Here is a 23,203-nt window from a genome sequence, read left to right on the forward strand (position 1 = left end):
ACGTTGCTATCGTTGAAGATTCAATCAGCATGGAAGGGTCGCGTCATGCAGTTCGGGATCTTCACGGTCGGCGACGTCACGCCGGATCCGACCACCGGCAGGACGCCGAGTGAGCATGAGCGGATCACGGCGATGGTGACGATCGCGCGCAAGGCCGAGGAGGTCGGTCTGGACGTGTTCGCCACCGGCGAGCACCACAACCCGCCGTTCGTGCCCTCGTCCCCGACGACGATGCTGGGCTACATCGCGGCCTGCACCGAGCGGCTGATCCTGTCGACCGCGACCACGCTGATCACCACGAACGACCCGGTGAAGATCGCCGAGGACTTCGCGATGCTCCAGCACCTGGCCGGCGGGCGCGTCGACCTGATGCTGGGCCGGGGCAACACCGGCCCCGTCTACCCCTGGTTCGGCCAGGACATCCGCCAGGGCATCCCCCTGGCGATCGAGAACTACGCGCTGCTGCACCGGCTCTGGCGCGAGGACGTGGTCGACTGGAAGGGCCGCTTCCGCACCCCGCTGCAGGGGTTCACCAGCACGCCCCGGCCGCTGGACGGCGTCCCGCCGTTCGTCTGGCACGGCTCGATCCGCAGCCCGGAGATCGCCGAACAGGCCGCCTACTACGGCGACGGATTCTTCGCCAACAACATCTTCTGGCCCAAGGAGCACTTCCAGCGGCTCATCAGCCTGTACCGGGAGCGTTACGCTCACTACGGGCACGGCACGCCCGAGCAGGCGATCGTCGGCCTGGGCGGGCAGGTGTTCATGCGCAAGAACTCCCAGGACGCCGTACGGGAGTTCCGCCCCTACTTCGACAACGCCCCCGTGTACGGGCACGGCCCGTCGCTGGAGGAGTTCACGGCCGAGACGCCCCTCACCGTCGGCAGCCCCCAGCAGGTCATCGACAAGACCCTGACCTTCCGCGAGCACTTCGGGGACTACCAGCGCCAGCTGTTCCTCATCGACCACGCCGGACTGCCGCTCAAGACCGTCCTGGAGCAGCTGGACCTGCTCGGCGAGGAGGTCGTCCCGGTGCTGCGTGAGGAGTTCGCCGCCAGGCGGCCGGCCGGGGTCCCCGACGCGCCCACCCACGCCTCCCTGCTGGCCGCCCGCGGCACCGAGACCCCGGCCGAGGCGGCCTCATGAGCGAGCCGAGCGAGCGGATCGAGCAGCACGGCGCCGCCGGGGACTCCTCCGGCGAAGCAGGCCGCACGAGCGAGCGAAGCGCCTCCTCGGGCGGAGTAGGCCGTATCGACCCGCTGCGGGTCGTCGCGGTCTCGGCGGGCCTGGGCACGCCGTCCTCGACCCGGCTGCTGGCCGACCGCCTGGCCGCGGCCACCCGCGAGCACCTGACCGAGGGCGGGCGCCCCGCCGAGGTCACGGTGGTCGAGCTGCGCGACCTGGCCACCGACATCGCGAACGCCATGGTCACCGGGTTCCCCGGCGCCCGGCTGCGCCCGGCGATCGAGGCGGTCACCGGCGCGGACGGCCTGATCGCGGTCACCCCGATCTTCTCGGCCTCCTACAGCGGGCTGTTCAAGTCGTTCTTCGACGTGATCGACAACACCGCCCTCGCCGGACGCCCCGTCCTGATCGCCGCGACCGGGGGCACCGCCCGCCACTCGCTCGCCCTCGAGCACGCGCTGCGGCCGCTGTTCACCTACCTGCGCGCGATCACGGTCCCCACCGCGGTGTACGCCGCGCCGGAGGACTGGAGCTCCGGCGGCGACGGCACCGGCGACCTGACGGCCCGGATCGGCCGCGCGGCGGGCGAGCTGGCCGCCCTGATGGGCGACCGCCCGTCCACCCCACCACAGGAAGAGGCCGTCGTGCCCTTCGCGGAGCAGCTGGCGGCCCTGCGCCCGGAGTGACTCAGCCCGGCACGATCTGGTTCTTGCCCAGGACCCGTACGCCGCTCGCGGTGACGGTGAAGTGCTCCCGGTCGTAGTCCTCATCGACGCCGATCCGGGCGCCGTCGGGGATGACGACGTTCTTGTCGATGATGGCGTTGCGGACGACGGCGCCGCGCCCGACCCGTACGCAGTCCATCAGGACCGAGCCGTGCACGGAGGCGCCCGCGTCGACATACACGCCGGGGGACAGGATGGAGCGCTCGGCCACCCCGCCGGCGACGATGACGCCGGGGGAGACCATCGAGTCGACGGCGTACCCGCGCCGCCCCTCCTCGTTGAACACGAACTTGGCCGGCGGCAGCGGGTCGTGACCGGTGTAGATCGGCCACTCCTGGTTGTACAGGTTGAACACCGGGTGGATGGAGATCAGGTCCATGTGCGCCTCGTAGAAGGCGTCCAGGGTCCCCACGTCGCGCCAGTACCCGCGGTCACGGTCGGTGGAGCCGGGCACCTGGTTGTCGGCGAAGTCGTAGACCTGCGCGCGGCCGGCCTTGACGAGCTTGGGAATGATGTTCCCGCCGACGTCGTGCTTGCTGGACAGATCGGCGGCGTCCTCCTTGACCACGTCGACGAGGACCTTGGTGTCGAAGACGTAGTTGCCCATGGAGGCGTAGACCTGGTCGGGCGCGTCCGGCAGGCCCACCGCGTCCTTGGGCTTCTCCCGGAACGCCGCGACACCGACGCCGTCGGGCTCCGTCTCGATCACCCCGAACTGGTCGGCGAGGGACAGCGGCTGGCGGATCGCGGCGATCGTGACCCCCGCGCCGGACTCGATGTGCTGCTCGACCATCTGCCGCGGGTCCATGCGGTAGATGTGGTCGGCGCCGAAGACGATCACATGGTCGGGCCGCTCGTCCTCGATCAGGTTGAGGTTCTGCAGGATCGCGTCGGCCGAGCCGGCGAACCACCGCGGCCCCAGCCGCTGCTGGGCGGGCACGGGCGTCACGTAGTTCCCCAGCAGCGTCGACATCCGCCACGTACGAGACACGTGCCGGTCCAGGCTGTGGTTCTTGTACTGCGTCAGCACCACGATCTTGAGGTAGCCGGCGTTCGCCAGGTTGGACAGCACGAAGTCGATCAGCCGGTACATTCCGCCGAAGGGCACCGCGGGCTTGGCCCGGTCGGCCGTCAGCGGCATCAGCCGCTTGCCCTCCCCGCCCGCCAGCACCATCGCCAGGACATGAGGTCTCGCCATGGCCAGACCTTAGCCCTCCCACCAGCGTTGAAACAGGACGAGGAGGCATATTCGGCACTACGCTGCCGGGCATGCGCGTCGACCTGCTCACTCGTGAATACCCGCCGGACGTCTACGGAGGCGCCGGAGTCCACGTCGAGTACCTGGCCCGGGAGCTGCGCCGGCTGTGCGACCTGCGGGTCCACTGCTTCGACGGCGAACGTACCGAGCCCGGCGTGACCGGCTACCGCGTCCCGGAGCCGCTGCGGGCGGCGAACCCGGCCCTGCAGACGCTCGGCGTCGACCTGGAGATGGCCGCCGGCGCCGGGGGAGCGGACCTGGTGCACAGCCACACCTGGTACGCGGGCCTCGCCGGCCACGTCGCCAAGCTCCTGCACGGCGTCCCGCACGTGGTCACCACCCACAGCCTCGAGCCGCTGCGGCCCTGGAAGGCCGAGCAGCTCGGCGGCGGGTACGCGGTCTCCTCCTGGGCCGAGCGCACCGCGATCCTGGCCGCCGACGCGATCGTGGCCGTCTCCGAGGGCATCCGCCGCGACGTGCTCGCCTGCTATCCCGAGGTCGACCCCGGCCGGATCACGGTCCTGCACAACGGCATCGACACCGACCAGTACACCCCGGACCACGGCACCGACGTGCTCACCCGCCACGGCATCGACCCCGAGCGCCCGTCCGTGGTCTTCGTCGGGCGCATCACCCGCCAGAAGGGCCTGCCCTACCTGCTGCGGGCCGCCCGCTCCTTCGACCCGGCCGCCCAGCTCGTGCTGTGCGCCGGGGCGCCCGACACCCCGGAGATCTCCGCGGAGGTCGAGGGGCTCGTCGGGGAACTGCGCCGCGACCGCGGCGGGATCGTGTGGATCGAGCAGATGCTGCCCCGCCCCGAGGTCGTGCAGATCCTCAGCCACGCGACCGTGTTCGTCTGCCCGTCGGTGTACGAGCCGATGGGCATCGTCAACCTGGAGGCCATGGCCTGCGAGGCGGCCGTCGTCGCCACCGCGACCGGCGGGATCCCCGAGGTCGTCGCCGACGGCGAGACGGGACTGCTCGTCCCGATCGAACAGGCCGCCGACGGCACCGGCACGCCCGTCGACCCCGACCGCTTCGCCGCCGACCTCGCCGAACGCGTGAACGCGCTGCTCGCCGACCCCGGGCGCGCCGCCGCGATGGGCGCGGCGGGCCGCCGCCGGGCGATCGAGCACTTCTCCTGGTCCCAGATCGCCCGCCGCACCCACGACCTGTACGCCTCCCTCACCTGACACCGTCCCCACGTGCGGAGTACGGGATTACCCGGATCCCCCGGAGGCCGTTCACCGGGGAGACTGTGCCCCGTCACCGGTGAAAAGGGCGGGCGATGGTGAATGGCATCGGGGGAGTCATACTGGAATGCCCGGATCCGGGGTGCGAGCCCCGCATGGTGGCGGCACGGCCGGCACCCGTGCTGCGCGGCCACGTCGCCGGGTACGCCGGGCTGCGCGTCGACGCCGACCGGCCGCTGCGGGGTCGCGCCGTGGCCGGCTGCGGGGTGACGCTGTTCCTCGACTTCGCCGCCTCGGTACGGGTGGTGAGCGGGCCGGGCCGTCCCCTGCGCGTCCAGGCCTCGCATGTCACCGGCCTGCACGACCGTCCCGTCCTGTTCGAGCAGCACAGCCGCCACCGGGGAATGGCCGTCGAGCTCACCCCGCCCGGGGCGTACGCGCTGTTCGGCGTGCCGATGCGGGAGCTGAGCAACACGACCGTGGACCTGGCCGACCTGCTGGGGCGCCGCGCGGAGCGGCTCACCGGACGGCTCCGTGACGCGCCGGACTGGGCGACGCGGTTCGCGCTCCTGGACAGTGTGCTGCCGGCCTGGTTCGGCGCCGGGCCGCAGCCGGCGCCGACGGTGCTGCGGGCGTGGCGGCTGCTGCGGCGGACCGGCGGCACGGTGAGCGTCGCCACGCTGGCCGAGGAGGCCGGGGTGACCCGCCGCTGCCTGGAGATGCGTTTCGCCGAGCAGATCGGGCTGCCGCCCAAGACGATCGCCCGTCTCCTACGGTTCGAACGCGCCGCGCGCCTGCTCACCGCGCCGGCGGGACCGCCGCCGGCGCGGATCGCCGCGGTGTGCGGCTACGCGGACCAGGCGCACCTCACCCGGGAGTTCCGCGGCCTGGCGGGCCGCACGCCCACCGCGCTCCGCGCCGAGCACGCCGCCGCGACCACGGTCCGCTGATCACGGTCCGCACTCGCCTGGGAACGCTTCGCATTCGTTCAAGACCCGCGGAGGGGGCCGCGCCTAGCGTTCGAGGTGGGAATTCCCCCGGACGAAAGGGTCCGCTCATGCGAATACCGAAGATCACGGCGGCGGCCGCCGTCGCGGGCGCGCTGGTCACCGCCGGCGTCGTCGTCGCGTCCCCCGCGAGTGCGGCGCCGGCCCAGGGGACGCTCACCCTCCGCTGCAACCACCCCTGCAGCGACCCGCCCGGCCCCGGCTGGCGCTACATCGACAACTACTACTGGGCCAGCAGCTGCATCGAGGTCGGCAACCGCGGCATCAACAACCGCTCCTGGTCCAAGTACCAGTGCTACGGCAGCACCTGGACCAATTACGACCTCTGGGTGATCTGATCAACCGTCGGTGACGGGCGGGCGCCCCCCTCGGCTGCCCGCCCGTCACCGGTCTCCGCTCTCACGGCCGGTGGCCCGGTACCCGTGGTCGCGCCGGGTCACCCGGCGGCGCGGTCGCCGACCGGGCACGGCGCGGCCGGTGCCGGGGCGGCGGGTGCCGGGGCGGCGGGTGCCGGGGCGGCCGCGGGGCGGGCGGTCCGCGACCGTACGGCTTCGGACACGGCCGCGATCAGGGACAGGGCGATGACGGCGGCGCCGTAGGCGGTCGCGGTCGCCCGCAGGCCGAATGACGGCACCGCGGTCCCGGCGACGACGGCGGGCACGCTGAAGGCCAGGTAGCTGACGACGTACACCGAGGCGAACAGCTCCGCCCGCTGCCCGGTGCCCGCCAGGGCCGCCACGGACCGGAACGCCCCGAGGAACGCGGCACCGAACCCGCAGCCCGCGATGGCCGTTCCGATGAAGAACAGCGACGTCGAGGCGGTGCCCAGTGCCAGGAGCGTCACGGCGGTCCCGGCGGCCAGCGCGGCCGACCCGGCGGCCATGACCCGCTGCGGCGCCCGGTCGCGGACGAGCACCGAGACCACGGCGCCCGCCCCGGTCAGGGCGGTGACGACGAGCCCGCCGACCAGGTGGTTGCCGATGTGCAGCACGCCCGCGGCCAGTGAGCCGCCCAGGGACAGGTACAGCCCGCCCAGCGCCCAGGTCGCCACCAGGCAGGGCGCGACGGCCAGGAAGGCCGCGCGGGCGGGGGCCGGGACGGCCGCCCGGGGCCGCAGGGACGCCAGCGCGCCGGGGCGCGGGGTCACCAAGTCGGGAATGAACGCCATCACGGCCGCCAGGACCACGAAGACCGCGGTGAGCACCGCGAAGACCAGGGTCGTCGGCGCGGGGGCGTACTGCACCAGCGCTCCGCTGCCCAGCGCGCCGGCGGCCAGGCCCAGGGAGGGGGCCACGCTGTTGACCAGGGAGCCCAGCCGCGCGCCGGGCTGCAGGTCGACCAGGCCGGCGCTGATGGCACCGGTCGCGGCGCCGGTCGCCAGGCCCTGGACGACGCGCGCGGCCAGGAGCGTCCCGACGTCGCCGGCGGTGAGGAACACGACCATGGCGACGGTCTCGGCCAGCAGCGCGGCGATCAGCACGGGCCGGCGGCCGAGGAAGTCCGACAGCCCGCCGACGGTCAGCAGCGCGATGAGCAGGGCGAGGGCGTAGACGGCGAAGACGGCCGTGAGGGTGGTCGCCGAGAATCCCCACCGGTGCTGGTAGACGACGTAGAGCGGGGAGGGGGCGCTCGCGGCGCCCATGAAGGCCAGCAGGGTCGCCCCGAGCAGCCAGAAGCCGGCCGCGCGCGGCAGGCGCCGGGCCGCACGGGCGGCCGCGGGCGTGACGCGGTCGTCCACTGTGGACATTGCGATGCTCCTCCAATAGTTCCAAAATCTTCGAACTATTGGAGGCTACTCCGGCCCGGCCCACTGTTCAACTATTATCGAACCATGCGGCCCGGATCGACACGTGAGCTCGCCCATCCCGACGCGGCGGACCTCGTCCTGACCGACGTGCTGTTCGCGCTCAGCGACCCGGCGCGCCTGGAGATCACCCGCCGGCTCGCCGAGGGGCCCCTCGAGGTCGCGGCCTGCCAGCCCACCGGCGGCGACCTCCCCAAATCGACCCTGTCCCACCACCTGAAGACGCTGCGCGAGGCCGGTGTCATCCGCAACGTCCCCCACGGCCGGCAGCGCTACGTCAGCCTGCGCCGCGACGACCTGGAGCAGCGGTTCCCCGGCCTGCTCGCCGCCGTCCTGCGCCCGGCCCCCGCCGGCGAATGACCCCCTGACCGCCGCCACGGCCCCGGCGGGCGATCCCGCCACCGCCACCGCAACGCCGCTCGCGCCGCAACGCCGCCCGCGAACGCCGATCGAAAGGACGACCCGCCGTGTCCACGCTCGACTCCCCGATCCCGCGCTTCCACCTGGCCGTGCCCGTCGACGACCTGGAGGCCGCCCGCGTCTTCTACGGCGAGGTCATCGGCTGCGCGCAGGGCCGCAGCGCCGACACCTGGATCGACTGGAACCTGCACGGCCACCAGTTCGTCACCCACCTGGCGCCCCGCCGCGCCGAACGCGTGCACAACCCCGTCGACGGCCACGACGTTCCCGTGCCTCACTTCGGCCTGATCCTGACCATCCCGGAGTTCCACCGGCTCGCCGAGCGGTTCCGCGCGGCGGGCACCACGTTCGTCATCGAGCCGTACCTGCGGTTCGAGAGCCTGCCCGGCGAGCAGTGGACGATGTTCCTGCTGGACCCGGCGGGCAACGCCCTGGAGTTCAAGGCGTTCGCCGACGACGCGCAGGTCTTCGCCGTCTGAGCCCCGCGCCGCCGCCGGCCGGGGTGGGCCTACGCTGGGCGGCATGCCGGATCCCGCACCACTGCTGACCATCGGGCAGGTCGCCGAGCGAACGGGCCTGAGCGTGCACGCGCTGCGCTTCTACGAGCGTGAGGGCGTGCTGGTCGACCCGGTGCGGCGCGACCCGGGCGGCCGGCGCCTCTACAGCGAGAACGACGTCGACTGGCTGACGGTCTGCGTCATCCTGCGGGCCTCGGGCATGCCGCTGCCGGCGATCCGCCGCTACACCGAACTGGTCCGGGAAGGGGACGGCAACGAGGAGGAACGCCTCACCCTCCTGCGCGCCCACCGGGAACGGCTCACCGCCCAGATCGGCGACCTGGCACGGTGCCTGGACCTGGTCGACCACAAGGTCGGCGTGTACGAGGACGTCCTCGCCGGCCGGGCGGCGCCGTGCCGTCCCGCGTCCGCGGGCTGAGGACCCGGCACGGCCTACCGGTCGCGGGTCGCGATCGCCCAGCCGGCCGCCGGCAGGCTCACCCGGTTCCCCTCGATCCGCCCGGGCCCGGCGGCGTGCCGCCATGGGCCCGCCGACAGGTCGGCCTCGGCGGGATCGTCCGCGGCGTTCAGCGCGACCGCGACGCCCTCGTCGCCTTCCGCGGCCATGTAGACCAGCACGGTGTTGGTCAGCGCCGTCACCGTCGTACGGGCGCGGACCAGCCACGGGTGTCGCCGACGGAACCCGATGAGGTCCTGGTGGAGCCGGTAGTGGGGACGGCCCTGCCCGGACAGTTCGGCCGGGTCGTCGGGGAACGCCGGCCGGATCGCGTCGTCGCCGCCCTCACGCTCCTCCTTGATCCCGCGGAACGCCTGCTCGTCCCCGGAGTAGATCGCGGGGATCCCGCCGACCGTGCACAGGATCACCAGGGCGTGCTCCAGGTGCCGCGGGTCGTCCAGGCGGCTGGCGATCCGCGTGACGTCGTGGTTGCCGACGAAGGTGTAGGGCGCGAAGGTCTCCAGGAGGGTGTTGTGCCGTTTCAGCGCCCAGGCCAGCTCGAACAGGTTGCGGTCGTTGAGCGAGCTCCAGATCGCCTTCCACAGCTCGTACTGGGTGACCGAGTCCAGTCCGCCGTCGGTGACGTAGGCGGCGTAGTCGCCGTGGATGACCTCGCCCATCAGCCAGGCGCCGGGGAACCGCGCCCGGACCCGGCCGGTGACGGTGCGCCAGAACCGCGGCGGCACGGCGTAGGCGGCGTCCAGCCGCCAGCCGGAGACGCCGCGCTCGAGCCAGTGCGTCATCACCTCGGTGACGTAGTCGGCGACCTCGGGCTCGTCGTGGTCGAGCGCGACGAGCCGGTGGTGGCCCTCGAAGGTCTCGTAGCCGCCGCCGGGCGCGGGACGGAACCAGGAGGCGTACCGTGAGCGCGGCCCGTGCGCGGCCACGTCGGCGAAGGCGGGGAAGCCCCGGCCGACGTGGTTGAACACCCCGTCCAGCAGCACCCGGACCCCGCGCTCGGACGCCCGCTCGATCAGCCGCAGCAGGTCCTGTTCGGTGCCCAGGCGCGGGTCGACACGGAAGTGGTCGACGGTGTCGTAGCCGTGGGTCTCGGAGGCGAACACCGGGCCGAGCGCCAGCCCGTTGCAGCCCAGGTCGATCAGGTAGTCCAGCCAGCCCTCCAGGCGGGACAGCCGGGGCACCGGCGGCGCGCCCGGCGGCAGGGCCCGGCGTTCGGCGCCGGTGAAGCCGAGGGGGTACACGTGCCACCAGATGGCGTGGTCGGACCAGTGCATGGCGGATCCCGTCAGTGGTCGGTGGGCCGGCCGCCCGGGCGGCCGGGGTGGGAAGGGTCGCCGGCGAGCCGCTCCATCAGCGCCCCGGCCAGCCGCAGCACCTGGCGTTCGGTGTCCGAGAGCCCGGCCATCGCCGAGGCCAGCCACGCGTCGCGCTCGGCCATGTCGCGGGCCAGCGCGGCGGTGCCCGCCGGGGTGATGGCCAGCACCGACTGGCGGCGGTCGCGGTCGTCCCGGATCCGGGTGATCAGGCCGGCCCGCTCCAGCTCGGCGAACACCCGGGTGAGGGACTGCGGCCGCTGGTACTCGGCGGCGGCGAGCTCCCCGGCGGTGGCCGGCCCGTGCCGGTGCAGGTGGCCGAGGACCCCGAGCTTGTTGGCGCTGAGCGCCCCGGGCGCGCGCGCCGCGCGCAGCCGCCGCCCGAGCCGCGTCACGCCCTGACGCACCTGCGCGGCGCCGTCCAGGAGGTCGGCACCCTCATCCGTCGCGCTCACATTGCTACGCTATCACTTAGTATCCCGCCATGAGCGACAAGCCGATACGGCGTTCCACGGCTCTCATCTCGTACGCATCTCTTACCGTCCACGCCTGCCTCTCCGCCGTCCAGCGCCTCGATCCGGGGCTGACGGCGCTGCGGGCGACCGCCGTCGGCATGACCGCGACCCTGGCGGCGTACGGGTCGGCGCTGCTGCTCGAGCACGCCGCGCACCTGCACGTGGACACCCTCATCCAGGCGGTCGCGCTGACGCTGACCCTGTCGCGCGCCGGGTCCGGCACCGGCGTCGCCGACCGGCTCATCGCCCTGGCGGTCCTGCCGCCCCTGGCCGTCGCGGCGGCCGAGACCTCCCGGCTCATGGCCGGCCACCGCGTCGCCGGCGACGCGGTCTTCACCGTCCTGCTCGCCGCCACGATCGCGGTACGGCGGTTCGGGCCGCGCGCGACCAGGGCCGGGACCCTCGCGGTGCTGCCGCTGGTCGCCGTGCTCGTCGTGCAGGTGCCCGGCGTTCCGCCCGCCGGTCACGGGCAGGACCTGTGGGCGGCGCTCGTCGCGCTGCTCGCCGCGTCGTGGGGGCTCACCGCCCGGTGGGCCGCGGAACGCACCGGGTTCACCCGCCCGGCCGCCCCGGCGTACACGCCACCGGCCCGGGCGGGCGGCGGGCGGCGGCCGTCCGCGAGCACGCGCATGAGCCTGCAGATGGCCGGCGCCGTCGGCGCCGCCTTCGTCGCGGGTCACGCGGCGTTCGCCGAGCACTGGACGTGGGTGGTGCTCACCGCGTTCGTCGTGTGCAGCGGCGCGCGGGGCCGCGCGGACGTCCTGCACAAGGGAGTGCTGCGCACCGCCGGCGCGGCGGCCGGCACCGCGGCCGCCACGGTGATCGCCGGCACGTTCGGCGTGCACGACCACCGCACGGTCGTCGTGATCTTCGTTGTCCTGGCCGCGGCGACCTGGCTACGGCATTTCGGGTACGCCTACTGGGCCGGGTGCGTCACCGCGGTCCTGGCCCTGCTGTACGGCTACTTCGGGCAGTCCGCCCCGGGTCTGCTGGGCACCCGCCTGGAGGCGATCGCCGTCGGCGCCGTCCTGGGCGTGGCGGCGTCCTGGCTGATCCTGCCGATCCGGTCCGCCGACGTACTGCGCCGCCGCACCGCGGACGCGCTGGCCGTGCTGGGGGACTTCCTGGCCGCCGCGCGCCGGGATCCGGCCCGGCTGGCCGACGACCAGGTCAGGTTCGACGGCGCCGTACGGCGGCTCGAGCAGATCGCCGGACCGCTGCGGGCCCACCGCGCCCTCCACGGCCTCCATCACCCCGGCCGCTCCCATCCCGCCGACGCGATCGACGCCGTGCGCCGGTGCGCCGCGCCGGTCCACGCCATCGCGCGATGCGCGGCCGAGCACCACGCCGTGCTGGACGCGCCCGGTGTGCTCCGCATGCACGCCGCCGTCGCGGCCGACCTGACCCGGGCCCGCCTCGCGGTCGGGCGCCGCGCCCTTCCCGGACGGCCCCCGCCCGCCCGGGACGAGACGGTCCCCACGGCGCCGGGATCCCCGGCCGACCGCGTACGCGCGGCGCTCACCGAACTCGACGCGGCGCTGCGCACCCTGCAGCGCATCTTCGCCTCCGCCCGTGGCTGAGACGCGACGGCGGCGCGGCGGCCCGTGCCGGGGCGGGGATCCGCAGGCGGGAGGCGTCGCGAGGCGCCGGGCCCGCCTCTGGCATCATGACCGCGAGTCCGGCGAAACGGACACGGAGCAGGGCGTCACCCGGCGAGCGCCCCGGAAGCAGGAGGTCGCTTGCTGCAGGACACCACGCGACGACGTGGCACGATCGGGCGCACGGCCGGCCTGATCCTCGCCGCCACGGCCGCCGTCCTGTGGGGAGTGGGCGGGGTCGCGGCCCAGGAGCTGTTCCACCGGCACGGCATCGATCCGCGCTGGCTGGTCGCCGTCCGCATGGCGGGCGCGGGGCTGCTCCTGCTGGCGGTCTTCCGCCCCGCCTGGCCGGGCCGGCACATCGGGCGGCTCCTCGTCCTCGGCCTCGTCGGCATGGCCGCGACCCAGTACACCTGGTTCGCGGCCATCGAGCACTCCGACGTCGCGACGGCCACGTTCCTGCAGTACAACGCCATCGCCATCACGGCCGGATGGCAGATGCTGCGCGGCGAGGTCCGTCCCTCGCCCGGCCGGCTGGCGGCGCTGGCGGCCGCGGGCGTCGGCGTGGCCCTGCTCGTCCTGGGCCGGCGCGGCGGTCTCGCCGCCCTGCGGGTCGGTCCCCTCGGCGTCGTGTTCGGCCTGGCGTCCGCCCTCGCCTTCGCGTACTACATGCTCGCCTCGGCGCGGATCGTCCGGGTCATCGGCTCCGGAGCGACCACGGCGTGGGGGCTGAGCATCGCGAGCGTCCCCATGCTCATCTGGGCCCCGCCCTGGCGGGCCCACCCGGTCGGCGACGCCGTCACCGTGACCGCCCTGACCGCGATCGTGGTCGTGCTGTCCACGGCGCTGGCCTTCAGCCTGTCCGTCACCGGCCTGCGCCACATCACGGCCACCGAATCGGCCATCGTCAGCACGATCGAACCGGCCGTCGCCGGGCTGGCCGGCGCCCTGTTCCTCGGCGTGCGGCTGCTGCCGCTGCAGTACCTCGGCGCGGCCCTGACCCTGGCCGCCGTCCTGCTCCTCACCGCCGCCGACCGGCCCCGGACGACCGGCCCGGCGCGCCGGCCCGATGACGACCCGGCCGTCGGCGCCGCGTCGCGCGGCTGACGGACCGTCCACCGCCGTCACCGGCGCGCGGCGGCTTCTCGCGCGCCCGCGGCACGGCGTCACCGACGCCTCGGTCGGCCTCACTCGGCCCGCAGGGCGGCCGCGGTCAGGCGGGGATGCTGAGGGCGACCATGGCGATGTCGTCGTCGGCGGGCTCGTCGAACGTCGCGACCAGGCCCCGCAGGCGTTCCATCAGCGCCGGGGCCGCCAGCCCACCGCAGCCGGCCAGGAACTCCCGCAGCCCGTCCTCGCCGAGCCGGGCCCCGTCACGGTGGGCGTCGATCAGCCCGTCGGTGTACAGCAGCAGCGTGTCACCGGCGGCCAGCTCCAGGTGCACGTTGTCGTACACCGCGCCCTCGAGACAGCCGATGATCGGGCCGCGCAGCTCACGGCTCTCCAGCCCGCCGTCGGCGCGCAGCACGATCAGCGGGGGATGGCCGCCCGCGGCGATCGTGATGATCGCGCCGGCCGGGCCCGGGCGCACGATCGCCGCCGCGGCGGTGCAGAACCACATCTCCGCGCCGCCGGACCCGTAGACGGCCTGGTCCAGGGTGATCGCCGCGTCCAGCCCCGTCAGCATCCGCGCCGGGTTCGGGCGGGTGATCGCCTCGGTCCGCAGCGTGTAGCGGACCAGGGACGTACGGCCGGCCGCCTGGGCGCCCTTGCCGACGACGTCACCGATGAACAGGCCCCACCGCCGGCCGTGCTCGTCGAGGGGGAACAGGTCGTAGAAGTCACCGCCGATCGGCTCGATGGCCGGCTGGTAGTGCGCGGCGATCTCACAGTGCGGCATCTCGGGCAGGGTCGGGGGCAGCAGGGACCGCTGCAGGGCGTCGGCCAGGGCCGTCAGCTGCGTCCTGTCCCGCTCGGCGGTCTCGTGCACCGCGCGTTCGAGCGCGGCGGCGCGCAGCGCCGACAGCCGCAGCTCCAGGTGATCCATGGCCAGGGCCGCCAGGTCGCCGAGCACCGCCAGCTCCTGCGGGTCGGCCTCGCGCGGCCGGGTCCCCATGACGTTCACCGTCCCCAGCCGGTGCCCGTCCGGCGTCGTGATCGGCGCGGCCGCGTAGAACCGCACCCCCGTCTCGCCCGCCACCAGCGGATGCTCCCAGGCGTCCGGGTCTCGCACGGCGTCGGCGACGGCGTACGGCCCGGGCCGGGACACCGCCTCGGCGCACAGGCCCGGCCCCCGGGGCACCTCCTCCACGCCCGGCAGCCCGTGCGCCGCCTTGAACCACACCCGGTCGCCGTCGACGATCGTCACGGTCCCGATCGGCGCGCCGAAGATCCTGGCGGCCAGCGCCGCGATCCGGTCCAGCGCCGCGTCCGGCGGGGTGTCGAGGATCCGGTAGCGGCGGACGGCCGCGAGCCGCGCCTCCTCGCCCGCGGGCGCAACCGGGGCCGGCGACGGGACGCCGTCGGGGACCTCGAACGATTCCATCAGCCGCGCTCCCTGTGCCGCCCATCCTGGGTGTGATCGACGAGTAATCATCCCGCATGCCCCGGGCACGCGACGTCCGGGCGGGCCGTTCCACTATGCCCGATGCGAATCACCACCTCAGACCGGCCGACGGACCCGGCGGCGCCGCGGTACGGGCGGGCGGACCGGCCGGTACGGCCCGGCACCGTACGTCACGTTGGGTGACGACGGAGGTGGCGGCGGGGCCGCCGCGGCGGGTGCGCCCTACCGTGGGAGGCGACATGCGCACCATCAAGCACTCCGGCGTCCACGAGCTGGAGATCCGCCGGTCCCGGTTCATCTGCGCCCTGGCCCGCGTCGTCACCGAGGAGGAGGCGCAGGCGTTCATCGCCGGGCGCCGCCGCGCCCACCGCGACGCGAACCACAACTGCACCGCCTTCGTCCTGGGCGAGCGCGGGGAGATCACGCGCAACAGCGACGACGGGGAACCGGCCGGGACCGCCGGCCCGCCCATGCTGGAGGTGCTGGGCCGCCGCGGCCTGACCGGCGTGGCCGCCGTGGTCACCCGGTACTTCGGCGGCGTCAAGCTCGGCGCCGGCGGCCTGGTCCGCGCCTACGGCCAGGCGGTCGCCGAGACGATCGACGCGGTCGGCGTGGTCGAACGGCGTCCCGTCGTCACCGTGACCGTCGCCGTCGGCCACGAGCGGGCCGGCCGGCTCCAGCGGGACCTGCACGCCTCCCCGTACCCGCCGATCGGCGCCCGCTACGGTCCCCGCGCCGAGATCGACGTCGCGGTGCCGGAGGAGGACCTCGCGGCGTTCGAGGCATGGGCCGCGGCCGCCACCGGCGGGCAGGCCGCGCTGCGGCGCGGCGCCCGCACTCTCGTCGACGTCGAGATCTGACCGGGCGCCGCGGGGCCGGGGCCGCGGGAGCGCACGCCGCCTCGAGGTGCTCCCGGAAAACTGCCAGAAGATGTCAGGTACCGCCGGAATGATCGACCCGTCACCGACGAACGAAAGGGCGGCGTCACATGACCGCGATCGCCTCTTTGGCCATGTTCAACTTCGACTGCGCCGATCCGGGCGCGCTCGCCGAGTTCTACCACGAGGTCCTCGGCATGCCGATCACTCACCGCGAAGGCGACTACGCGATGATCGGCGACGGCGTGACCAACATCGGCTTCGGGCGCGTCGAGGGCTACCAGGCGCCGAGCTGGCCCGACGAGAACGCGCCCAAGCGCTACCACCTGGACCTGTACGCCGACGACCTGGACGAGGCCGAGGCGCGGTGCGTGAAGCTGGGCGCCTCCCGCCCGGACTTCCAGCCGGGCGAGGGACGCTGGCGGGTGCTGCTGGACCCGGCCGGGCACCCCTTCTGCGTCTGCCCGCGTCCCGCCTCCTCCTGACAAGGCCGCACAGGGGCCGCACAGGGGCCGCCTCCTGACGGCCGCCGCCCCGGCGCGCGACCCGCGCGCCGGGGCGGCGCACACTCCGTGGCGGGTCAGGCGCCTATCGCGGCGTCGCCTACGGCGCGGCCGGCCGCTTCACCGCGGCCGCCGGCGCGATCGTCGGCGGCGCGGCCCGCGGGCGCGCCGGCCGGGTCGTCCCGGCCGGTCAGGAAGGCGCGCAGGATCCGGTTGAACTCCTCGGGCCGTTCCAGGTTCGGCAGGTGCGCCGCCCCGTCGAGGACCGCCAGCCGCGAGCCGGGGATCCGCTCGTGCATGAACCGCGCGTCGGCCACGGGCGTGAACTCGTCCTCACGGCCGACCACGATCAGCGTCGGCACGCCGACGCGGGGGAGCAGGCCGGTGTAGTCGGGCCGCTCGGCCCGGCCCCGCAGCGCGGCCGCCGCGCCCGCCGGCGGGGCCCCGCGCATCATGTCCAGGACGTGCCGGGCGACGTGGGGGAGCGCCTCGACGTTCGCCGGGGAGATCATCTTGGCCAGGTTCTCGCGGGCGTAGCCGTCCATGCCCTCGCGCTCGAGCCGGTCGGCCATGGCGTACCGCGCCGCCCGGCCCTCGGCGGTCTCGGCCTGCGCGAACGTGTCGGCCAGCACCAGCGCCCGCACCCGGCCGGGGAACAGCCGGAGGAACTCCAGCACGATCTGCCCGCCCATCGACAGTCCGCCCAGCGTGATCTCCCCGATCCCCAGGTGGTCCAGGAGCGCGGCGATGTCCTGCGCGAAGGTCCGCAGGGGAGTGGCGCCCGCGACGACGGAGCAGGTCCCGTACCCGCGCAGGTCCGGCACGATCACCCGCCGTCCCTCGGCCGCGAACGCGGCCGCCTGCGGTCTCCACATCGTGCGGTCGAACGGGTGGCCGTGCACCAGCACCAGCGGCTCCCCCTCGCCCTCGTCGTCGTAGCCCACCGTGATCCCGTTCACCGACACCGCACCCACCACGGGCCCCTTCCCGCCTGCGCACACCGACCACTCGATGCTATTGATCAGTGCACTCTCGGTGCAATAGGATCATTGCCCTCGGAGCAATCGGAGGGAATGCCCGTTGGAGGACTACCGGCGCATCGCCGACACCATCGCCGCCGACATCACCGCCGGGCGGTTGCGGCCCGGCGACCGGCTCCCGCCCCAGCGCAGGTTCGCCCGCGACCACCGCATCGCCGAATCCACCGCCGCCCGCGTCTACCGCGAACTGACCCGCCGCGGCCTCGTCGTCGGCGAGGTCGGCCGCGGCACCTTCGTACGGGCCGCCGCCCCCGTTCCCGGCCCCCCGCTCGCCGAACCCGCCGCCGCCCGGATCGACCTGGAGCTGAACTACCCGCTCGTCACGAGCCAGGACGCCCAGCTCGCCCGCGGCCTCACGCCCCTGCTCCGCCCCGACGTCCTGGGCCCGGCCCTGCGCCCCTGCGCCGCCACCGGCACCCCCGCCGCCCGCGCCGCGGCCGCCGCGCTCCTGACCTGCCCCGGCTGGGACCCCGACCCGGACCGCGTCCTGTTCGCTGGCAACGGCCGCCAGGGGATCGCCGCGGCCCTGGCCGCCCTCGTCCCGCCCGGAGGACGCCTCGGCGTGGAGTCCCTGACCTACCCCGTCATCAAGGCCATCGCGGCCCGGCTCGGCATCACCCCCGTCCCGCTGCCCCTCGACGAGCACGGCCTGCGCCCCGACGGCGTCACCGACGCCTGCCGCACCACCCCCCTGCACGCCGTGTACCTGCAGCCGACCCTGCACAACCCGCTCGGCCTCACCATGGCGCCCGCGCGGCGCGCCGAACTCGCCGCCACCCTCACCCGCCTGAACCTGACCGCCGTGGAGGACCGCATCTGGTCCTTCCTCACCGACGGGCCACCGCCGCTGGCCGCCTTCGCTCCCGACCACACCGTCCTCATCGACAGCCTGTCCAAACGGCTCGCGCCCGGCCTGACCGCCGGCCTCATCCTCGCCCCGCCCGCGCTCACCGACCGCCTCACCTCCGCGCTGCGGTCCGGCGCCTGGACCGCGACCGGATTCGCCCTACAGGCCGCCACCCGCTGGATCACCGACGGCACCGCCGCCGTCATCGGCCAGGCCAAACGCGACGACGCCGCCGCCCGCCAGCGGATCGCCGCACGCGCCCTCACCGGCTTCACCGTGCACGCCGACCCGCACGCCTACTACTGCTGGTGGCGGCTGCCCGACCCCTGGCGCGCCGAGACGTTCGTCGCGGCCGCCGCCCGGCGCGGCATCGCCATCACCCCCGCGGCGGCGTTCGCCGTCGGCCGGCCCGCCGCGCCCGGCGCCGTACGCCTCGGGCTCGCCTCCCCACCGCCCGGCACCCTCGACCACGCGCTCACCACCCTGGCCGCCATCGCCCACGGCACCCCCGAGGACACCGTCGCCGAATGACACGGGCACTTCCGCCGAACGCCCGCCGGCCCGGCGGAGATGCCCGAAGGCCCACCGGGTCGGGACCTTCGCCACTGCCCGCCCCACCGCCGCACGGAGATCATCGACGTAGACCGATCACCCGGACAGGGAGCCGCCCGATGAGCACCACCACGATCAGCACGCCAGCGGCCAGGACCCCGCATCCGCGCGCGGCGGCGTCCCGGCCCCGCCGGCCGGCCACCGAACTGCCGCCGGCCCGCCGCGTCCTGGCCGTGGTCGCCCGCCCCGGCGATGAGACCTGGTACCTCGGCGCCGTCCTGGACGCCTTCCGCTCCCGTGGCGCCCGCATCGGCGTGCTGTGCTTCACCCACGGGGAGAGATCCCCCTACAACGACTCGCTGTGCCGCCTGGAGACCATCCGCCCCCGGGAGTTCGAAGCGGCCACCGCCGTCCTGCGCGCCGAGCACCGCACCCTGATCGACTATCCCGACGACGGGCTGAGCGGCCACCCGATCGAGGAGCTCACCGAGCACATCACCCGCGCGCTCACCGAATGGGACGCCGACCTCCTGCTCACCGTCGACGGGCGCGGCACCGAACGCACGGCCGCCCGCGCGGCCGTCCACGCCGGACGCGAACGCGGCATCCCGGTCCTGGCCTGGACGCTCCCGCACGACCTGGCCCGGGCGACGCGGCACGCCGGCGGCCCGCCGATGAGCGGCGACCTGTACTCCCGCATCGACGTCGAGGTGCGGGTCGACCGGCGGATCCAGCTGCAGGCCGCCCGCGCGCACCGCAGCCAGCACGACGGCGACCGCCCACAGCGCGCCCGCCTCGCCCTCCAGGGCGACCGCGAGTGGCTGCGCCGGCTCGTGCCTCCCGCGCCCACCGCACCGGCCGCGCCGGCCACCGCACCCGCCGCAGCCACACCGGCCGTCGATCCCGCCCGGAAGAGCTCGTGACGCTTCTGCGAAAGGTCCGGGAGCGGGCCGGCCGGTTCCCGATCCGCCAGCGCCGCGCCGGGCGACGACGCCCGTACAACGGACGAGCCGTCATGAGCGGCCCGGTCATCGCCGTACCGGGGCCGAGCGCGCGACCGCCCGCGAGCACCGCCGGGCCGACCAGGGCTGTGAGGCCAAGGACTCGTCGGAGGCCCGGTGGTAGCCCGGACTACCGGGAGCCCGCCACAGAGCGCGACTTGTAGAAGAACTCCTCCAGGTAGGCGACCTCGTGCGGCTGGTAGGGCTTCCCTAGCGCGCGATGGCCGGCCCGGGGGAGCGGGCACCGTCCGGCCGGCTCGACCAGCCCCCGCCCGGCCGTCCAATCATCCGCCGGCCTCCGGACGCGGACCCGGTGCCCTCAGGCCGCCGGGCCGGCGTCCACCACAGGGGTCCGCCGTCCTGCCACCAGCCCCGGGGTGATCGCCAGGTGGTCGCCGCGCTCGCCGGGCGCCCACACCGGCAGCCGCAGGCCGCGCAACCGGCGCAGCTCACCGGGCCGTGAGACGACACGGGCCGGTCCGGTCACCACCACCGACCAGCCCGTACGGGTCACCGGGTCGAACTCGTCGGCCTCGAACGCGACGACCACACCGCGGGCGGCCGCCGCCGGTTTCGACCCCGCCGTGGTGCGGATGACGACGTCCCCGCCGCTGAGCGCGAAGTTCACCGGCTGCACCGCCGGCAACGCCCGGTCGGTGAACACGATCCGGCCGATCGGGACGGTGCCCAGCAGCGCCGGGCACTCCTGCCGGCCCGATTTCCAGGCCGCCGGAGTCCAGCACGGCCTCACTCGGCACGGGGCTCGCGGCCCTCGGCCGCCTTCAGCTGCGCCACGAACGCGGCCGCCTGCGTCCGGCGGCGCATGTCCAGCTTGGAGAACAGGTTCGACACGTAGTTCTTCACCGTCTTCTCCGCCAGGAACAGGCGCTCGCCGATCTGCCGGTTCGTCAGGCCCTCACCGATCAGCTCCAGGATCTGGCGTTCCTGCGTCGACAGGGCCGCCAGCGGATCCTTGCGGGTCTGCCGCTCCCGCAGCCGCTGCAGCATCTGCGCGGTGCTGCGCGGATCCAGCAGCGACTGCCCGGACGCGACCGTCCGCACCGCGCTGACCAGGTCCGACCCGTGGATCTGCTTGAGCACATACCCCGCGGCCCCGGCCATCACCGCGTCGAACAGCGCCTCCTCGTCGGAGAAGGACGTCAGCATCAGGCACGCCACCTCCGGCAGGCGCGACCGGACCTCCCGGCACACGCTGACACCGTCACCGTCGGGCAGCCGCACGTCCAGCACGGCCACGTCCGGGCGCGCCGCCGGGATCCGCACCAGCGCCTGCTCGGCGGTGCCCGCCTCACCCACGATCTCGATGTCGGACTCGGAGGACAGCAGGGCCGCCACCCCCCGCCGGACGACCTCGTGATCATCCAGCAAGAACACCCGGACGGTCATCCCGCCTCGCCTCCGCTCTCCTGCAGACGCCTCACGCTAGGCACCGATCCCGCCCGGGCGGCAGGGCGGCACGCCCCCGAAACCGAGGACCAAAGACCCTTCCCGCGCCGGCACCCGCCCCCGCCGCCCCGCCCGGTGAGGGCCCATGGCCGCGTCGCCGCGGGCCGTTGGTCCCTGCCCCGTCCCGTACCCGCCCTGATGAGCTGAAGACGACCCAGAGGAGGTCCCCATGCACGACCAGACCGGAACCGCCCCCCTGATCGTCGGCGTCGACGGCTCCGAGGAGAGCCTCACCGCGGCCGAGTGGGCCGCCGAGGAGGCACGCCTGCGCCACGCCCCGCTGCGCATCGTCCACGTGTTCGTCCTGCCGATGCCGTACGCGCCCCTGGGCGCGCCCATCCTCGGCTCGGAACTGAACTACCTCAAAGAGTCCTCCGACCAGGTCGCCCGCACCGCCGAGCACCGCGCGCGGGCCCGCGCGCCCGAGGTCACCGTCGAATCCGTCATCCTCGAAGGCTCACCCGTCCCCGTCCTGCTCCAGCAGGCCGCCCACGCCTCACTCATGGTCGTCGGCTCCCGGGGGCTCGGCGCCGTCGGGACCCTCCTCGTCGGCTCCACCGGCGTCGAACTCGCCGCCCGCGCCGCCTGCCCCGTCGTCGTCGTACGCGGCCGCCCGCACAAGGCGCAGCGGATCGTCGCCGGCGTCGACGGCTCCACCGCCTCCCTGGACGCCCTCGCCTACGCGTTCGAGGAGGCGGCGCTGCGCGGGGCCGAACTGACCGCGATCCACGCCACCGGCGACGCCACCGGCGGCGCCGACCCGGGCATCGCCGAGGCGATCGAACGGCACGGCCGGCGCTTCCCGGACCTGCCCGCCGACCTCGTCACCATGCCCGGCCACCCCGCCGAAGCCCTGATCAACGCCTCCACCGGCGCGGACCTGCTCGTCGTCGGCTCCCGCGGCAGAGGCGGCTTCCGCGGCCTGCTGCTCGGCTCGGTCAGCCAGACCGTCCTGCACCACGCCGACTGCCCCGTCGTCGTACGCCGCTGACCCCGGCCCTGGGACGAACCGGGCGCAGTGGGGAACAACGCCGGGCGGAGGACGGCACGCTTCGGTACCGTGATCACTTCCGGATGCTGACCGACACGGGCCGAAGGAGTCGTCATTACCTCGCCACGCAGCCTGGTGCTCTCGGCGTTCACCGCATTCGCCGCGTTCGGCTCGTTCTGGGGGGTCTGGGGCGCGTCGGTGCCCCGGGTCCAGGACCAGGCCGGAGTGACCGACGGTGAGCTCGGCTTCGCCCTGCTGTTCGTCGGCGCCGGCGCCCTGCCGGCCATGATGCTCATCGGCCGGGCGCTCGACCGCTGGGGCCTGCGGGTCTCCGCCGCCGTCATCACCCTCCTCGGTCTCGTCGGCGCCGCCCTGGCCCTCACCGCGGTCGACCTGCCCTCCCTGTGCGTCGGCCTCGCCGTCGCCGGCGCCTCCAGCGGCGCGGCCGACGTGGCCATGAACGCGGTCGCGGGCCGGGCCGAGAAGACCGCCGGACGGCCCGTCATCACCCGCGCCCACGGGACCTTCTCCGCCCTGGTCGTCCTCACCAGCCTGGCCACCGGCGCCGCCTCCGCCGCGTCCTGGCCGCTCGCCGTACCATTCGCCGCCGTCGCCGCCCTGTCCGTCGCCGCCGGCGCGGCCCTGTTCATCGCCCTGCCGGCAGGCGCCACCGACACCGCAGGCGCCGCCGACGGCGCCGAGGAACGGTCCACAGCGCCGGGGCCGGCCGTGGTCACCCGGTCGCGGCTCCTTCCCCTGCTGCTCATCGGGGTGCTGGGCACGCTCGCGTTCGCCAGCGAGAACGCCCACCAGAGCTGGAGCGCGGTCTTCGCCCAGGACGAACTGCACGCCGGGGCGTGGCTCACCACGGTCGCCCCCGCCCTCTTCGCCGGAACCGTCGCCATCACCCGGTTCTCCCTGGGCGGGCTCGGCGACGCCCACGCCCGGACCGTCCTGCTCGGCGGCGCCGTCACCGCCACGCTCGGTGCGCTGGTCATCGCGGCCTCCCCGAACCTGCTCACCGCCGCCGTCGGGCTCGTCCTGGGGGGCGCCGGAACCGCCGTGCTGTTCCCCACTCTCCTGGGCGTCGTGTCCCGCAACGTCGAGGAGGCCTACCGGGGCCGCGCCACGTCGATCGTCGGCACCGTCTCCTACATGGGCTTCCTCCTCGGCCCCGTCTACGTCGGCCTGTGGGCCGACGCCACCGGCCTGCGCGGCGCCATGGTCGCGGTCGCCGCCCTGGCCGCCGCCCTGACCGCCCTCACCCCGCCGCTGCTGCGCCTCAGCGGGTTCACCGCCCCGGCGGCCGCGCGCCCGGCCCCCGACCACGCCGACGCCTGACCCCACCGCGCCCACCGCCCTATG

General features: G+C 74.7%; 24 protein-coding genes. 16 read left to right on the forward strand and 8 right to left on the reverse strand.

Annotated features, from left to right (window positions below; all coding sequences use genetic code 11):
• Positions 1-45: 45 nt before the first annotated feature.
• Both NE234_RS26720 and NE234_RS26725 read left to right on the forward strand, forming a co-directional pair.
• Positions 46-1,146, forward strand: a complete 1,101-nt coding sequence (locus tag NE234_RS26720) for an LLM class flavin-dependent oxidoreductase (RefSeq protein ID WP_252783405.1) — start codon at positions 46-48, stop codon at positions 1,144-1,146.
• 104 nt (positions 1,147-1,250) lie between these two features.
• Positions 1,251-1,871, forward strand: a complete 621-nt coding sequence (locus NE234_RS26725) for an FMN reductase (RefSeq protein WP_252783613.1) — start codon at positions 1,251-1,253, stop codon at positions 1,869-1,871.
• 1 nt (position 1,872) lies between these two features.
• On the opposite strand, the gene glgC is transcribed toward NE234_RS26725, so the two are convergent.
• The gene (gene glgC, locus NE234_RS26730) at positions 1,873-3,108 is read right to left on the reverse strand and encodes a glucose-1-phosphate adenylyltransferase (RefSeq protein WP_252783406.1); all 1,236 of its coding nucleotides are present in this window, start codon (positions 3,106-3,108) and stop codon (positions 1,873-1,875) included.
• Positions 3,109-3,179: 71 nt separating this feature from the next.
• Here glgC and glgA point away from each other — a divergent pair, with 71 nt between their 5' ends.
• From glgA to NE234_RS26745, 3 genes are all read left to right on the forward strand, one after another.
• Positions 3,180-4,361 carry a glycogen synthase gene (gene glgA, locus NE234_RS26735; protein WP_252783407.1) on the forward strand — a complete coding sequence of 394 codons (1,182 nt, stop codon included), beginning with the start codon at positions 3,180-3,182 and terminating at the stop codon, positions 4,359-4,361.
• 155 nt (positions 4,362-4,516) lie between these two features.
• Positions 4,517-5,311, forward strand: a complete 795-nt coding sequence (locus NE234_RS26740) for an AraC family transcriptional regulator (protein ID WP_252783408.1) — start codon at positions 4,517-4,519, stop codon at positions 5,309-5,311.
• A gap of 107 nt (positions 5,312-5,418) precedes the next feature.
• Positions 5,419-5,706, forward strand: a complete 288-nt coding sequence (locus NE234_RS26745; protein ID WP_252783409.1) for a hypothetical protein — start codon at positions 5,419-5,421, stop codon at positions 5,704-5,706.
• A gap of 98 nt (positions 5,707-5,804) precedes the next feature.
• Here the strand turns inward: NE234_RS26745 and NE234_RS26750 are convergent, their stop codons facing one another.
• On the reverse strand, positions 5,805-7,115 hold the full coding sequence (locus NE234_RS26750; protein WP_252783410.1) for an MFS transporter: 1,311 nt from the start codon (positions 7,113-7,115) through the stop codon (positions 5,805-5,807).
• Positions 7,116-7,199: 84 nt separating this feature from the next.
• Between NE234_RS26750 and NE234_RS26755 the strand changes: the two genes are divergently transcribed.
• The 3 genes from NE234_RS26755 to NE234_RS26765 all read left to right on the forward strand — a co-directional run bounded on the left by NE234_RS26755 (position 7,200) and on the right by NE234_RS26765 (position 8,528).
• Positions 7,200-7,532 (forward strand): ArsR/SmtB family transcription factor, encoded by a 333-nt coding sequence (locus NE234_RS26755; protein WP_252783411.1) that lies wholly within the window; start codon positions 7,200-7,202, stop codon positions 7,530-7,532.
• 107 nt (positions 7,533-7,639) lie between these two features.
• Positions 7,640-8,071: a VOC family protein gene (locus NE234_RS26760; protein ID WP_252783412.1), complete on the forward strand. Its 432-nt coding sequence runs from the start codon at positions 7,640-7,642 to the stop codon at positions 8,069-8,071.
• A 43-nt stretch (positions 8,072-8,114) separates the two neighbouring features.
• Positions 8,115-8,528 (forward strand): MerR family transcriptional regulator, encoded by a 414-nt coding sequence (locus NE234_RS26765; RefSeq protein WP_252783413.1) that lies wholly within the window; start codon positions 8,115-8,117, stop codon positions 8,526-8,528.
• A 14-nt stretch (positions 8,529-8,542) separates the two neighbouring features.
• On the opposite strand, the gene NE234_RS26770 is transcribed toward NE234_RS26765, so the two are convergent.
• Together NE234_RS26770 and NE234_RS26775 are read right to left on the reverse strand one after the other, a co-directional pair.
• On the reverse strand, positions 8,543-9,841 hold the full coding sequence (locus tag NE234_RS26770) for an alpha-amylase family protein (RefSeq protein WP_252783414.1): 1,299 nt from the start codon (positions 9,839-9,841) through the stop codon (positions 8,543-8,545).
• An 11-nt stretch (positions 9,842-9,852) separates the two neighbouring features.
• The gene (locus tag NE234_RS26775) at positions 9,853-10,335 is read right to left on the reverse strand and encodes a MarR family winged helix-turn-helix transcriptional regulator (protein ID WP_252783415.1); all 483 of its coding nucleotides are present in this window, start codon (positions 10,333-10,335) and stop codon (positions 9,853-9,855) included.
• Between the two features lie 29 nt (positions 10,336-10,364).
• Here NE234_RS26775 and NE234_RS26780 point away from each other — a divergent pair, with 29 nt between their 5' ends.
• Positions 10,365-11,975, forward strand: coding sequence for an FUSC family protein (locus NE234_RS26780; protein WP_252783416.1), 1,611 nt, complete (start codon positions 10,365-10,367; stop codon positions 11,973-11,975).
• 159 nt (positions 11,976-12,134) lie between these two features.
• Complete coding sequence (locus tag NE234_RS26785; RefSeq protein WP_252783417.1) at positions 12,135-13,100, forward strand: EamA family transporter; 966 nt, start codon at positions 12,135-12,137, stop codon at positions 13,098-13,100.
• A 106-nt stretch (positions 13,101-13,206) separates the two neighbouring features.
• Here NE234_RS26785 and NE234_RS26790 read toward each other — a convergent pair whose 3' ends face one another.
• Positions 13,207-14,538: a PP2C family protein-serine/threonine phosphatase gene (locus NE234_RS26790; protein WP_252783418.1), complete on the reverse strand. Its 1,332-nt coding sequence runs from the start codon at positions 14,536-14,538 to the stop codon at positions 13,207-13,209.
• A 260-nt stretch (positions 14,539-14,798) separates the two neighbouring features.
• On the opposite strand from NE234_RS26790, the gene NE234_RS26795 reads away from it, so the two are divergent.
• Both NE234_RS26795 and NE234_RS26800 read left to right on the forward strand, forming a co-directional pair.
• A complete protein-coding gene (locus tag NE234_RS26795; RefSeq protein WP_252783419.1) occupies positions 14,799-15,419 on the forward strand; it encodes a YigZ family protein in 621 nt (206 codons plus the stop codon).
• Between the two features lie 128 nt (positions 15,420-15,547).
• Positions 15,548-15,922 carry a VOC family protein gene (locus tag NE234_RS26800; RefSeq protein ID WP_252783420.1) on the forward strand — a complete coding sequence of 125 codons (375 nt, stop codon included), beginning with the start codon at positions 15,548-15,550 and terminating at the stop codon, positions 15,920-15,922.
• 95 nt (positions 15,923-16,017) lie between these two features.
• Here the strand turns inward: NE234_RS26800 and NE234_RS26805 are convergent, their stop codons facing one another.
• Positions 16,018-16,914, reverse strand: a complete 897-nt coding sequence (locus NE234_RS26805; protein WP_308206933.1) for an alpha/beta fold hydrolase — start codon at positions 16,912-16,914, stop codon at positions 16,018-16,020.
• A 106-nt stretch (positions 16,915-17,020) separates the two neighbouring features.
• Between NE234_RS26805 and NE234_RS26810 the strand changes: the two genes are divergently transcribed.
• Positions 17,021-18,358, forward strand: coding sequence for an aminotransferase-like domain-containing protein (locus NE234_RS26810; protein WP_252783421.1), 1,338 nt, complete (start codon positions 17,021-17,023; stop codon positions 18,356-18,358).
• Positions 18,359-18,498: 140 nt separating this feature from the next.
• Positions 18,499-19,302: a PIG-L deacetylase family protein gene (locus tag NE234_RS26815; RefSeq protein ID WP_252783422.1), complete on the forward strand. Its 804-nt coding sequence runs from the start codon at positions 18,499-18,501 to the stop codon at positions 19,300-19,302.
• A 397-nt stretch (positions 19,303-19,699) separates the two neighbouring features.
• Here NE234_RS26815 and NE234_RS26820 read toward each other — a convergent pair whose 3' ends face one another.
• Both NE234_RS26820 and NE234_RS26825 read right to left on the reverse strand, forming a co-directional pair.
• Positions 19,700-20,131 (reverse strand): pyridoxamine 5'-phosphate oxidase family protein, encoded by a 432-nt coding sequence (locus NE234_RS26820; RefSeq protein WP_308206934.1) that lies wholly within the window; start codon positions 20,129-20,131, stop codon positions 19,700-19,702.
• The gene (locus NE234_RS26825; protein ID WP_252783423.1) at positions 20,128-20,787 is read right to left on the reverse strand and encodes a response regulator; all 660 of its coding nucleotides are present in this window, start codon (positions 20,785-20,787) and stop codon (positions 20,128-20,130) included. The genes NE234_RS26820 and NE234_RS26825 overlap by 4 nt, the downstream gene beginning before the upstream one ends.
• Positions 20,788-21,016: 229 nt before the next feature.
• Between NE234_RS26825 and NE234_RS26830 the strand changes: the two genes are divergently transcribed.
• Both NE234_RS26830 and NE234_RS26835 read left to right on the forward strand, forming a co-directional pair.
• Entirely contained in the window at positions 21,017-21,838 is an 822-nt protein-coding gene (locus tag NE234_RS26830) for a universal stress protein (RefSeq protein ID WP_252783424.1), read from the forward strand.
• A gap of 135 nt (positions 21,839-21,973) precedes the next feature.
• A complete protein-coding gene (locus tag NE234_RS26835) occupies positions 21,974-23,179 on the forward strand; it encodes an MFS transporter (RefSeq protein ID WP_252783425.1) in 1,206 nt (401 codons plus the stop codon).
• The last annotated feature ends 24 nt before the right edge of the window (positions 23,180-23,203 follow it).

It is taken from the genome of Actinoallomurus rhizosphaericola (assembly GCF_024055675.1).
Lineage (GTDB): Bacteria > Actinomycetota > Actinomycetes > Streptosporangiales > Streptosporangiaceae > Actinoallomurus > Actinoallomurus soli.

Bases quoted from the DNA above. Each gene is read 5' to 3' on its own strand.
- NE234_RS26765 (WP_252783413.1), top strand. From the start codon at position 8,115: ATGCCGGATCCCGCACCACTGCTGACCATCGGGCAGGTCGCCGAGCGA.
- glgC (WP_252783406.1), bottom strand. From the start codon at position 3,108: ATGGCGAGACCTCATGTCCTGGCGATGGTGCTGGCGGGCGGGGAGGGC.
- NE234_RS26750 (WP_252783410.1), bottom strand. From the start codon at position 7,115: ATGTCCACAGTGGACGACCGCGTCACGCCCGCGGCCGCCCGTGCGGCC.
- glgA (WP_252783407.1), top strand. From the start codon at position 3,180: ATGCGCGTCGACCTGCTCACTCGTGAATACCCGCCGGACGTCTACGGA.
- NE234_RS26800 (WP_252783420.1), top strand. From the start codon at position 15,548: ATGACCGCGATCGCCTCTTTGGCCATGTTCAACTTCGACTGCGCCGAT.
- NE234_RS26815 (WP_252783422.1), top strand. From the start codon at position 18,499: ATGAGCACCACCACGATCAGCACGCCAGCGGCCAGGACCCCGCATCCG.
- NE234_RS26720 (WP_252783405.1), top strand. From the start codon at position 46: ATGCAGTTCGGGATCTTCACGGTCGGCGACGTCACGCCGGATCCGACC.
- NE234_RS26745 (WP_252783409.1), top strand. From the start codon at position 5,419: ATGCGAATACCGAAGATCACGGCGGCGGCCGCCGTCGCGGGCGCGCTG.
- NE234_RS26770 (WP_252783414.1), bottom strand. From the start codon at position 9,841: ATGCACTGGTCCGACCACGCCATCTGGTGGCACGTGTACCCCCTCGGC.
- NE234_RS26795 (WP_252783419.1), top strand. From the start codon at position 14,799: ATGCGCACCATCAAGCACTCCGGCGTCCACGAGCTGGAGATCCGCCGG.
- NE234_RS26825 (WP_252783423.1), bottom strand. From the start codon at position 20,787: ATGACCGTCCGGGTGTTCTTGCTGGATGATCACGAGGTCGTCCGGCGG.
- NE234_RS26830 (WP_252783424.1), top strand. From the start codon at position 21,017: ATGCACGACCAGACCGGAACCGCCCCCCTGATCGTCGGCGTCGACGGC.
- NE234_RS26740 (WP_252783408.1), top strand. From the start codon at position 4,517: ATGGTGGCGGCACGGCCGGCACCCGTGCTGCGCGGCCACGTCGCCGGG.
- NE234_RS26790 (WP_252783418.1), bottom strand. From the start codon at position 14,538: ATGGAATCGTTCGAGGTCCCCGACGGCGTCCCGTCGCCGGCCCCGGTT.
- NE234_RS26755 (WP_252783411.1), top strand. From the start codon at position 7,200: ATGCGGCCCGGATCGACACGTGAGCTCGCCCATCCCGACGCGGCGGAC.
- NE234_RS26780 (WP_252783416.1), top strand. From the start codon at position 10,365: ATGAGCGACAAGCCGATACGGCGTTCCACGGCTCTCATCTCGTACGCA.